The 13,247-nt window shown below is 34.7% G+C and carries 8 protein-coding genes; all 8 read right to left on the minus strand.

From position 1 onward, the window contains the following. The coding region (locus tag O3802_RS07460) for a MiiA motif-containing surface protein (protein WP_371458972.1) at window positions 1-4,004 on the minus strand (4,004 nt) is incomplete at its 3' end. 369 nt (window positions 4,005-4,373) lie between these two features. Continuing rightward, window positions 4,374-6,311 (minus strand): PTS fructose transporter subunit IIABC, encoded by a 1,938-nt coding sequence (locus O3802_RS07465; RefSeq protein WP_371458973.1) that lies wholly within the window; start codon window positions 6,309-6,311, stop codon window positions 4,374-4,376. A gap of 101 nt (window positions 6,312-6,412) precedes the next feature. Beyond that, window positions 6,413-7,330, minus strand: coding sequence for a 1-phosphofructokinase family hexose kinase (locus tag O3802_RS07470; RefSeq protein WP_371458974.1), 918 nt, complete (start codon window positions 7,328-7,330; stop codon window positions 6,413-6,415). Next, window positions 7,331-8,086 (minus strand): DeoR/GlpR family DNA-binding transcription regulator, encoded by a 756-nt coding sequence (locus tag O3802_RS07475; RefSeq protein WP_371458975.1) that lies wholly within the window; start codon window positions 8,084-8,086, stop codon window positions 7,331-7,333. Between the two features lie 339 nt (window positions 8,087-8,425). After that, entirely contained in the window at window positions 8,426-9,355 is a 930-nt protein-coding gene (locus O3802_RS07480; protein WP_371458976.1) for an NAD(P)H-dependent flavin oxidoreductase, read from the minus strand. Window positions 9,356-9,551: 196 nt separating this feature from the next. After that, the gene (locus O3802_RS07485) at window positions 9,552-10,538 is read right to left on the minus strand and encodes a YeiH family protein (RefSeq protein ID WP_371458977.1); all 987 of its coding nucleotides are present in this window, start codon (window positions 10,536-10,538) and stop codon (window positions 9,552-9,554) included. 189 nt (window positions 10,539-10,727) lie between these two features. Continuing rightward, on the minus strand, window positions 10,728-11,528 hold the full coding sequence (locus O3802_RS07490; RefSeq protein ID WP_371458978.1) for a class I SAM-dependent methyltransferase: 801 nt from the start codon (window positions 11,526-11,528) through the stop codon (window positions 10,728-10,730). Window positions 11,529-11,769: 241 nt separating this feature from the next. Next, window positions 11,770-12,960: a CD0519/CD1768 family membrane protein gene (locus O3802_RS07495; protein WP_371458979.1), complete on the minus strand. Its 1,191-nt coding sequence runs from the start codon at window positions 12,958-12,960 to the stop codon at window positions 11,770-11,772. Between the last annotated feature and the right edge of the window lie 287 nt (window positions 12,961-13,247).

Below are 13,247 nucleotides of genomic sequence, written 5' to 3' on the forward strand. Positions count from 1 at the left end.
GCTTTTGCTTTTTCTCCAGCTGGTTTTACTTTTTCTTTTACAGTGCTTTCTCCTGATATTGTATCTACTGATCCATCTGGATATGTGATTGTTACTTCTCCATTGTCTGCTACTGTTATTTTTGTTCCTGCTGGTAGTCCTGGATTTGCTTTTTTAACTGCTTCTTCTACTTTACCTTTTTCTCCTTGTGTAAGTTTTGTTTTGTTTCCTACTTCTGTTACTTCTGGAGTTTTTGGTGTTATTTGCTCCGCAATTGTTTTTTGCCCTGGTTGTGGTTGTGGTTGTGGTGTTGGTTTCGGAGCTGGTCCAGGAACTTTTCCTTTTTCTGTTACTGTTTTTGTTCCAGGGATTATATCTATTGAGTTGTCTGGATATGTGATTGTTACATCTCCGTTATCCGCAACAGTTATTGTTGTCCCCGTTGGTAGTCCTGGGTTGGCTTTTTTAACTTCGTCTACTACTTTGTCTTTTTCGCCTTGTGTTAGTTTTGTTTTGTTTTCCACTTCTGTCACGGTTGGAACATTTGGATTTGTATTGTCCGCAATAGATACTACTGTTGTTGGTACTTTTTCACTTACTTTTTTACCTGGTGCTGTTTGTGTTGCTTTTACTACACTGCCTTTTGGTAGCGGGTTAGCTAATGGTACTTCCCACTTACCATCTGGTTTCACTACTGTTGTTTTCTTAGTTCCATCTGGTAGTTCTACTTCAACTGTAGCTCCTACTACTCCTTCTCCTGTTATCTTAGTATCGTCTGTGTCTACTTTGTCTACTACTGGAGCTGGTGTTGTTCCTTTTTTAACTACTGTATGTATTCCAGGAATTGTGTCTGTTGAGTTGTCCGGATATGTGATTGTTACATCTCCGTTGTTTCCTACTGTCACTGTTGTTCCTGCTGGGAATGTTGGGTTTGCTTTTTTAACCTTATCCACTACTTTATCTTTTTCATCTTGTGTAAGTTGTGTTGGGTCTTCTACCTCTGTTACTTCTGGTAGTTTTGGTGTTGTTGTATCTGCAATTTTTGGTGTTGTTGCTTTTTCAACTACTGTACTTGTTCCAGGGATTGTGTCTTTTGATTTGTCCGGATATGTGATTGTTACGTCTCCGTTGTTATCTACAGTTACTGTTGTTCCCGCTGGGAATGTTGGGTTCGCATCTTTTACTGCTTTTTCTACTTTCCCTTTTTCTTCTTGTGTAAGTTGTGTTTTGTTTCCTACTTCTGTCACAGCTGGAACATTCGGTGTTGTTTTGTCCGCGATTGTTTCCACTACTTTCGCTGGTACTTTTTCACTTACTTTTTTACCTGGCGCTGTTTGTGTTACTTTTACTACACTGTCTTTTGGTAGCGGGTTAGCCAATGGTACTTCCCACTTACCATCTGGTTTCACTACTGTTGTTTTCTTAGTTCCATCTGGTAGTTCTACTTCAACTGTAGCTCCTACTACTCCTTCTCCTGTTATCTTAGTATCGTCTGTGTCTACTTTGTCTACTACTGGAGCTGGTGTTGTTCCTTTTTTAACTACTGTGTTTATTCCAGGAATTGTGTCTTTTGATTTGTCCGGGTATGTGATTGTTACATCTCCGTTGTTTCCTACTGTCACTGTTGTTCCTGCCGGTAGTCCTGGATTCGCTTTTTTAACCTTATCCACTACTTTATCTTTTTCATCTTGTGTAAGTTGTGTTGGGTCTTCTACCTCTGTTACTTCTGGTAGTTTTGGTGTTGTTGCTTCCGCTGTTGTTGGCACTACTGTTGTTGGTGCTATCGGACTTACTTTTTTGTCTGTTTCTTCTTGCGTTACTTTTACTTCACCGTCTTTTGCCAGTGGGTTATCTAGGTCTACTTCCCATTTTCCGTCTGGTTTTACTGTTGTTGTTTTTGTATCTCCATTTGGTAATGTCACTACTATCTTAGATCCAGCTACCCCTGTTCCTGTTATCTTAGTATCATCAGTATCCACCTTGTCTACTGTTGGTTTAGCTGATGTTTCTTTTTCAGCTACTGTGCTTGTTCCAGGAATTGTGTCTTTTGATTTGTCTGGATATGTGATTGTTACATCTCCGTTGTCATCTACTGTCACTGTTGTTCCCGCTGGGAATGTTGGGTTTGCATCTTTTACTGCTTTTTCTACTTTCCCTTTTTCTTCTTGTGTTAGTTGCGCTGGGTTGTCTACTTTTGTGACTGCTGGGTTGTTTGGTGTTGTTGCTTCCGCTGTTGTTGGCACTACTGTTGTTGGTACTATCGGACTTAATTTTTTGTCTGCTTCTGCTTGTATTACTTTTACTACACCGTCTTTTGCCAGTGGATTATCTAAATCTACTTCCCACTTACCATCCGGTTTTACTGTTGTTGTTTTTATAACTCCGTTTGGCAATATCACTACTATCTTAGATCCAGCTACTCCTGTTCCTGTAACTTTTAGATCATCAGTATCTACTTTGTCTACTGTTGGTTTCGCTGATGTTTCTTTTTCAGCCACTGTGCTTGTTCCTGGGATTGTGTCTGTTGATTTGTCTGGATATGTTATTGTTACATCTCCGTTGTTTCCTACTATCACTGTTGTTCCCGCTGGGAATGTTGGGTTTGCATCTTTTACTGCTTTTTTTACTTTGTCTTTTTCTTCTTGTGTCAGTTGTGCTGGATTATCTACTTTTGTCACAGCTGGAACATTTGGATTTATATTGTCTGTGATTGGTGGGTTTTGTTTAAATTCCCACACTCCTAGAAAATCAAGATCTGTTGCTCCATAAATTCCACTGTCTTTATTGTATCCTTTAAATACCCATGTTCCATTATTTACTGTATCTTCATAAGTTAGTTGTTCTGGTAATTTTGCTTTTACTATGTCATCTTTTTTATACTCAGTTGTATCTTTCGGTGTAAGAGACTCTATATATCTAAGAGCAGGTGTTGGGTTACTAACCTCTCCTTCTAATTTAAAATGATATTTTGGGGTTTTAGGGCGAAACTCCCATCTAGAAATTACCTCGTTATACGCTCGTGCTTTTTGCTTCCAGTTTTTATCTACATACATTGCACCCGCAGCCCTTATATGCGTAGTAAGCCAAACACCACCAGGCGTTTCGAACCTTGTAGGCATACCATTATAGTAACCTTGTCGTTTTACAAATTTAAATGATGGTGGATATAAGTCTTTTAGCGCTTGTGGTATTTCATATTCAGGTGTAATATTTACAATACGATATTCATAAAGTACGTTTTCATCAATAGGTTCCTGCACCTCATCTTTTCTGAAAAAGTACCAATATCCTATAAATTCTAAATTATCTTTCCCTGCTATCTGAGTAGGATCTGATTCGTGAACTTCTCCTTTTACTAACGGATCTTCTCTGGCAGGAATTTTATCCTTCCACTTCCCAAATACCCAATAACCATCCGCTACTTCATATTTATCTATGTTTAACGCCTCAGTTTGCGGGCGAACTCTCTCTCCTCTCGTAAACTCTCTTTCTTCTAGTTTAAGTTTATAGTTTTTAAGTTCATCCGGTAACTCTTTTCCTGGTGTAGCACTTTCAAATCTATAACTTTCTTTATATTTCCCTGGTGCATTATTTGATGTAAATTTCCATTTTGCATAAAAATAAACTCTAGCAAAATGAGCATTATATGAAACATCACTTCCAGTTATAGTTATACTTTCCCTTTCATAGCCCTCAAAAGTCCAAACGCCATCACTTTCGTTATCTATATAAGTGGTTTGCTTAGGTTGTATTGCCGTTACCGTTTCACCTAGTGCATACTTTTTAGTATTTTGTGGCATAAGCTTATATAGACCTTCTGGGATTGTGTAGTACTTCCCAACAACTCTAATTTGATGTACTATATTATATTTTTCAGCCTCAGCCCCTCCTTGCTCCTCTGCATGTACTACTTGTCCCACATTTGCTATTGCAGGAACGGCTACTACTGATCCTATCGCAAGTGATACGGTTGCTACCGCCAACTTACGTATTGCATATTTTGTTTTTCTTTCTTTATTAAACATAAATTCCCTCCTTAATAATATTTTTTGCCTATTAATTATATCACAAATTTCTATAAATTAAAAGAAATTTGTGTATTTATAGAAAATCACTATATTCTATATAAAAAACTACACAAGTCTTTTTCTTACTATATGGAATTTATCTCATTAGACTACCAGGGGATAGCTATTAGAGATGTTTATAATGTCTTATACTTTCTTTTTTTCTCCCTTAGTTTTTATTACCCTACTTTCTCTTTTTTCACTAAATTAATTCTAATTTTTTATATCTAATATTAATATTTTTTAAATATTAATCCTACTATATATCTTTTCCATAACTTAAACAACACCGAAGTCATATACCTCGGTGTTGTTTTTATATTTTTATTATTTCTCTACTTTTTTCCCTAAGTTTAATGAAACAATTAGTAAGATTGCTCCTAATACTGAACCAAGTGCTAATGCAAGTAGATACATTATCGGATTACTAACAGCCCTTACTAATACTGCAAAGATACCTCCATGTGGTGCTTTCGATACTACGCCAAACGTCATACTCAATGCTCCCGCGACACCACTTGATAGGAATAATGGCGGAATAACACGTAATGGATTACTTGCCGCGAACGGAATAGCCCCTTCTGTGATAAACGCTAATCCCATTACATAGTTCACCAACGCTCCACTTCGTTGTGCTTTTGGCCAAATGTTTTTATTAATAGTCGCTGAAATAGCTATTGCTAATGGTGGAACCATACCACCAATCATTACCGCAGCCATAACATCACTACCTGCTGTTCCAGCTGCTGTTAATAATGCTGTTCCTGTAACATAAGATGCTTTATTGATTGGTCCTCCCATATCGATAGCCATCATCGCAGCTACTACAAATCCAAGGATAAATTTACCACTTCCATTTAATCCTGTAAGGAAATCTTGTAACCCTGTCATAACTGCCGCCATCGGCGCGTTAATAACATAAATCATTGCGATTCCCATAATTAGAGAACCTAAGATTGGGAATAGGAAGATTGGTTTAATACCATCTAATGAACGAGGCATCCAACTTGTTGCCACTTTAAGAACTTTAATAATTCCTCCTGCTAAGAACCCAGCTACTAACGCTCCTAAAAATCCTGATGGAGTATAAGCTAAAATATCACTTTTCAGTCCTAAAATACTTGGATCAGCTAAAATACCACCGACCATACCTACTACGAATCCTGGTCTATCCGCCAGACTACGCCCAATAAATCCTGCAAGAATCGGTAACATCATACTGAATGAAATTTTACCTAAGTAGAATAATACTTCTGCATATTTGTTGTATGTTGGGTCTTCTGGATTAAACGAGTTAATACCCCAGATAAATGATAATGCGATTAGAATACCACCCGCCACTACAAATGGCAACATATTACTTACACCTTCCATTAGGTGTTTGTAAATCTTACGCCCTAAACTTTCTCCTTCTGCATCTGTTTCTTGTGAATCAGCTGCCCCATCGTGTTTATATATAGGTGCTTTTCCATCTAAAATAGTTTGGATAAGTTCTTGTGGCTTATTAATTCCGTCTGCGACCTTTGTCATAATTGTCGGACGCCCATCAAAACGAGCCACCTCTACTTTTTTATCAGCCGCTACAATAATCCCTGCTGCTCTTTCGATATCTTCTTTTGTAAGTTTATTTTCGATACCGATTTGACCATTTGTTTCTACTTTTACATCTACGCCCATTTCTTTAGCTGTTTCTTTGATTTTTTCTGCAGCCATAAATGTATGAGCAATCCCTGTTGGGCAAGCTGTTACAGCAATAATATAAGGTTTTTCTCCGCTTGGTGCTGTTACTTCTTCTTTTTCCGGTTGAGTTTTTGCTACGAAATCTGCAAAGACTTTTTCTACATCTTCTTTTGTAGTTGCTGCTTCTAATCCAGCTTTCACCTCTGAGTCCATCAGCGCTTGGGATAACGATGCAAGAGCTTTAAGATGCTCATCCGCTCCACCATCTGGCGCACAAATCATAAAGATATGTTTAGCTGGTTGTCCGTCAAAACTTTCCCATTCTACACCATCATTACTTTTCGCATAAATAATCATCGCTCTATCAAAATCCACACTCTTTGCATGAGGAATCGCAACATTTTCTCCTACTCCTGTAGTTGATTGAGCTTCACGAGCAAGCAACGCATTTAAGAAATTATCTTTATTTTCGATAACTTTCTCATCTACTAACATCGTAGTAAGTTTATCTAATGCTTCTTTTTTATCTTCCGCACTAAAATTAAATTGTATTAAGTCATAATTGATAACATCAGTTAATTTCATTTGAATTCTCCTTAATATTTTATATCGGTCTACTTGACCTTTAAATTTTTTATTTCTCGGGAAATACATTTTATTGTTTAGTTGTCTTTACTCCACTAAGTCTATTTTAATTTCTTTACCTTGATTTGTGGTAGCAACTCTTCAATTAGCTCCTTACTTCCTACGCCAATAGAAAATGATGTTGCTCCACCTGCTGCTGATGCATATTTCAGCGCTTCTGCATAATCTTTCGTTTCGTTATATTTAGCTACAAACATCGCTAGCATACTATCCCCTGCTGCTACCGTTGAGACGATTTTACCTTGTGCTACGTTCACTTCCAACACTTCATCATTTTCAGTTAATAATATTGCTCCTTTTGCTCCACGTGAAACAAGAACATTTTGAGCACCGCGCTCTTGTAATTTTCGCGCATAAACTAGGATTTCTTCCAACCCGTTTAGTGTTATTCCAAACATTTCTCCTAGTTCAAATTCATTTGGTTTAACAACAAATGGTTTGTATTGTAAGGTATCTAATACTAAATCTTTGTTGCTATCAACTACTAAAGTTGCTCCTTTTGTCACTACTTTTTCTGCAATTTTCTTGAAATCTTCGAGTTCCATTCCTGCAATAACATTTCCTGATAAGAAAACTACATCTTCTGTCGTCAAAACATCTAGTTTTGCAAAAAATTCTGTGATGTTTTCTACGTTTACCGCACTACTCTGACCGTTGATTTCCGTTTCAGTATCGGTGGTAAGCTTCATATTAATACGGGTCGTTCCAAGAGTTTCAACAAAGTCATGTTCTATACCTAATTTATCTAATTCTGATTTAATGAAATATCCTGTAAAACCTGCAACAAAACCTAGTGCTTTTGTTTTTTCGCCTATATTGTTCAATAATATCGAAATATTGATACCTTTCCCACCGACTACATATTTCGCTTCTTGCGTTCTATTTAATTTTCCAAGTGCGAAGTTACTAGCTTTTGTAAGCATATCTACCGCTGGGTTTAAAGTTATTGTATAATACATTTATGCTTCCTCCTTATCTTTTACTATTAATATATTAGCGTATTTTTTATAGTTTTCTGGTACATCGTAACTTACGATTGTTACTTCTTCTAAGTCCACAAACTTGTGAAACTTGCGGTGATCAAACTTGCTTTTATCTGCCAAAATGTATTTTTTCTTACTATTTTTTATCGCTACAGCTTTTATAAAAGCCTCATTCTCATCCGCAGTCGTTATACCAAAATTTTCATCAATGCCATTACAACCAACAAAACACATATCGAAACTATAATTTTTCAATTGTTCAATCGCTGTATGACCAATTACAGCTTGTGTGGAATGTTTAAGCGTTCCACCTAATATAATAGTATGTATTTTATTATTAATAAGTCGTGGCAAGTGATAGATAGAGTTTGTTACGACTGTTATTTTTCTATCACGCAGATAATCAATCATTTCATAAGTAGATGTCCCTGCATCAAGATAGATAGTCTGCCCTGATTGAACTACATTTTTACAAAGATACTTTGCTACTTCTTTTTTCTCTGGTAAAAACTCGGTGCGTTTTGCTTCTACACCTATTTCACTTCCTCGAGCAGAAGTACGCTTCATCGCTCCACCATGAGTTCTATACAATAAGTTCTTTTCTTCTAATCTTGTTAAATCTCTTCTGATTGTTGCCTCAGATACCTCACAATAATCTATAAGCTCATGTAGACCAAGTGAACCTCGTTCTTCTAACAAGTTTAAAATTCTTTTCTGTCTTTCATTTACCATTTTTTCTTCTCCTTGACTCCCAAATTCATTATACTTAATATACTACAGTGTTTCAATCAAACTCAAGCAAAAACCACTCAAAAACAAGCAAAAAAATTGCTTTTTTGAGTGGTTTTATTTTTTATTATGATCGTTTTTTATTTTCTTGAGCGAAGAAATCTTGTGAAATCAGAATAATTCTCTGTTTCTAATAAATTAGTTTTAAAGACATTAGCTCCACACAAAGGAGAAAGATGCTTTTTTATTTTTTTGTTCTATCATAACTAATCCTTCCGCAAGTAAGTTTATTTAATAGATATGCTACCTAGAGGGTTTACAGTTAGATATTTTCTTAATTTTCTAGTCTATTTTTACATTTGCTAATGTTACTTTTGCTTCTTCTAATATATCAACTATCACTTGTTCTACCGGACGAATTTCATCAACAAGTCCCGCTATTTGTCCAGACATAACTGAACCATTTTCTACATCACCATCATAAACAGCTTTTCTCAAAGAACCTAATGTTAGTTTTTCTAATTCCATAAGTGTAGATGATTGTTCTTCCAATTCGTGATATCTTTTTGTCAGTTCATTTTTTATACCTCGAACCGGTGCCCCAAACTTCGTACCCGTTAATGTTGTTGATGTATCGTTTGCTTCCAAAATTAAGTTTTTATACTCTATCGAAATTGGACATTCGTGAGTAGCTAAAAAGACTGTTCCCATTTGAACACCACTTGCTCCTAAACAAAACGCAGCAGCTACACCTCGCCCATCAGCAATACCTCCTGCAGCAATTACAGGAATATTCACCGCTTTTGTTACTTGTGGTAAAAGCGCCATAGTAGTACTTGTTCCAACGTGTCCTCCAGCTTCCATTCCTTCAACAACAACAGCAGCACAACCTAATTCTTCCATTTTTTTTGCAGCTTTTACCGATGGAATTACCGGAATAACCTTAACACCCGCTTCTGTCAAACGTGGCATGAATTTTCTTGGAGTTCCCGCTCCTGTTGTAACTATTTTAACACCTTCCTCGATAACAACATCTATTATTTCATTGATATTATGCATCATCAGCATTAAGTTAACCGCAAAAGGTTTTGTCGTTTGTTCTTTACATTTTTTTATTTGCTCACGTAGTTCTTCAGGACTCATCCCCCCTGAAGCTAGTATCCCTAATCCTCCCGCATTAGAAACTGCACTTACCAACTCGTAACGTGCAATTTGAGCCATCGCGCCTTGAAAGATGGGATATTTTATTCCTAATAATTTTGTAATTGCCATAGCTTTGCTCTCCTTAATCTAACGATTTTTTATAAAGTATTTTTTATTATTTTTAAAATCTTCTTTAACGTTATCTTTTTTATATTATATCAATTATTTAGACAATTTGAAAATAATATAAGAAAAATAACCCTTTAGAATTTATGCTAAAATTATCGTTTTTTGATAAAGTTAACTAATCCTAAAAGGTTATTTATTAAAATATAAACTTAGCTACTAAATAACATATTAGCATAAGAATAACCGATGATAAAAAGCACGCTGTAAAAACACGCAATCCTCGTTCTTTAATAACTTTAAAATTAACGCTCATTCCTAAAGACGCCATCGCCATACCTAAAAATATATAAGCTGCATCTACTAAATAAGGGGCTAGCGGTTTTAAGAAACTTACATAACTTCCTAATATACTCATAGCTATAAAACCTAAAATAAAATAAGGCATTGGCATTTTCCCTTGAGCATCACTGTTCGAACGGTGATTAATTACAACAAGGACTATAGCAACTACTATCAACATAAGAACACGAGATAACTTCGTCAGTATGGCTGTATCAAGCGCAACCTGTCCTCCTGCTCCACCTGCAGCAACCGCATGAGCTATTTCATGAAGACTTCCTCCGGTAAATACACCATAATTATAAGGCTCTAGGTTTAAATATGGTTTTAACGTTACTTCTATTAACGTAAACACCGTACCAAGTATCGCTACAACAGCAACAGCAAGAACACTATTATCCGTTTTAGCACGTAATTGCCCGCTAACACCCATAACTGCAGCTGCCCCACAAATACCACAACCGCATGCAGAAAGCAAAGCTAATTCATGATCCACTTTAAAAAGTCGGCACATATAATAAGTCAGTAAAATCATAAATAAAACGATAAAAAATGCCAAAATCAAAGTTTTCTTACCTTCTGAAAGTAATCTATCTAAAGCCAACTTGAATCCTAATAAAATTATTCCCAAACGCAAAAACTTATTACTAATAAACGGAATATCAGGTTTTACCTGTTCTTTTAATCCTGTAAATATCTGCAATATCATTCCTATTACTAAGGCTATTACTAAATGTCCAAATAATTTTAGCATCGGAAGCTGTGCTAGATATTTCGCTGCCATAGAAACAATAAACATCAATAATAACGTATAGTAAAAACTAATACTTTTAAATCTTTCCATGTATTATCTCCTTATACTTTTCTAATTTTATTATACTCCTGAAATAGTTACTATGCAACGGCAGATATAATATTCTTTATTTCTATTTTAAAATATTTTATTTTGTTCTAGAGGCAACATATATTTATAAAAAATGTATAATTATACAAAAAAAGAGTGTAATTAATTTACACCCTTTATTATTTACTATTATATTTCTTCCTTTTCTAATATTAGTATACATTTTGTATAAAAAGGTACTTCCTTTAATTTAAAATATTTCTGTAAATACTGTAGATAACTCTCATCTTTTTCTTCTATTACATTAGAAACTTTAAAATTTAACGGTTTGAGCAACCATTTTTCCAAATAATCATGGATATTATATTCTTCTTTACTTTCTCTTTCTAGAGATTGCAATCCCCATACTACATGAAATACTAATTCATAAGCCTCTTTTTCTGTTGTTTGATATTCTTTATTATCAAATTTTTCAACATTTTGTATAATTGAATTTTCTTTAAGTTTTTTTATCCATCTATCCACTTCTTTACTAACTTTTTCATTTTTCACATGTAATGTATATGGTATATCAGAATTTTTATTCGCCCAGTCTCTTATAATAAGTTTTCCATCTTTTTTCAAATTTCGATGTATTTGTTTTAATACCTTTATTCTTTCAGGTCGAGACATATAGCTTATTATTTCATGAAATACACTTGACATAAAAATGATATCATATTTCTCTTTGCTTTTCGCTAAATTTTCATCTGTTATAACATCTATATTTAAATTGGCCAACTCATTTTGTACTGTTGGTGAAATATCATAAGCATAATATTTTGCACCTGTTTGCTGAACACTTCTAATAAAATCCGGCGATATTCCTGAACCATAATCAAGCACTTTAGTTTTTTTCTTTAAATATGGTTTTAGTACATCAAATTTTGATAGGGCTGTTTTGTTCATACGTTTAATATATGTATTTTTATCATTATTGTAATTTTCCATCTTCTTCCCCTTGTCCTTCTTGCAAGTTTTTCCCAACTAAATTACTTTCTTTTGAAAACTATTCTCTAACATTCTGTAGTAAAGTTAGATTAATATTTTTCTTTATTAATTTTTGTTAATTATACTATAAATTTTAGCGTTTATCAAAATTTAGTTTTTTATTATAGGTTGATATATAGCTATCAAAAGACCCAGTACAGTATTGTACTCGGCCTTTTTCAATATATTTAATTATTTTTATCTATCCCAGTAATAAGAATAAATAGTGGGCTACAATCCCTGCGACAATTCCCCCAATGGTATGAGAAACTATCGCTTTTGATGAAAGTTTACGCACACCTAAAGCATCCATCATACCGATGTGTGTACTTAAATATCCACTCCAGCACATACCCATCGCTGTAAATACAGCAATATCGTTTGGTCCAATAAGACCATTTTTTAAAAATTCTGGCACTAGGGAGATTGCTCCACCTACTGCACCCAACGCTGTAATTGGGAAGGCTATTGCCTCTGCAGATTTGAAACCAAATAATGGTTCAAGTATAAATGTTAATTTTTCTCCTAACCAAGGTAGGAATCCAACACCTTCATACGCCGCTCCTGTATACCCATTAGCAGGCATTTTAAATGTTAACATCATAACGAATGTACAAACGATAAGTACACCCGGAATAATTGCCATCCCCATTTCTACCCCAGTTTTTCCACCTTCTAATATTGTATCTAGTACACGTTGGAACATGTTTCCATCACGGATTATTCTTACTTTATCCAATGATTCATCTGTTTCATTTGATTCTATCATTGGTTCTTCCGCTTCATCTCCGTAATATTTTTTAGTCTGTCTTAGCATTAAACGTACACTTATAATACTCCCTATAATCGCTCCGACATTACCTATAATTGCTGCTTTAACAAAACCAGCACCTTGCCCCATCATAAACATCGTTACGATAAGACCCATACCAAATGCTGTCCCCAAGTTACAAAGTGCAGGAACTTGGTATTTTTTGAAAAATGCCACAAAACGTTTATCTTTTGCAAATGGGATAATAGCTGGGTTATCCGATAAATAAGTTGCTATTGCCCCGGTTACACTCGCACCCGGCATTCCCCAAAGAGGTTTCATCAATGGCGCAAATATTTTATTGATAAGTGCTATTGCCCCAAACTCCGATAATAGAGCACTAATCGCCCCAGCTATAACAGCCATCGCCATTATGAAAAACACCGTATTTAACAACAAGTCATGAGCTGTCGCCATCATCGTTTTAAACATTAGCGGTGTTCCCATCTTACGTGCCATTAAGCCGAAGATTAAAAAGAATACTGCTAAAAATACAAATGTTTCTAAACTAATAGCTTTTTTTATTATCGTGGCCTCTTTCTTTTTTTTCTTGATATTGACCTTGGTCTTGTCTCCATCCATAAAAAATCATCCTTTCTTAATTACAATTTTTATTTTATGTATTTTTTTACTGTACTATTACAACTATTTATTATATTATATCACATTTTCTTTATCACCGCAACTATTTCAATAATTTTTAATTTCGCATATATCATTTTTAATACTCTATTCATAGAGCCCCTTAAACTTCATTATTAATAAAACTTATATTATCAATCATTACATAATTTTATTAACATATTTTTTAAAAAATAAATAAATATTAATTTATTATAAATATTACTACCATTGTTTTTCACCTGATT

This window comes from Gemella sp. 27098_8_92 (assembly GCF_041433685.1).
GTDB lineage: Bacteria > Bacillota > Bacilli > Staphylococcales > Gemellaceae > Gemella.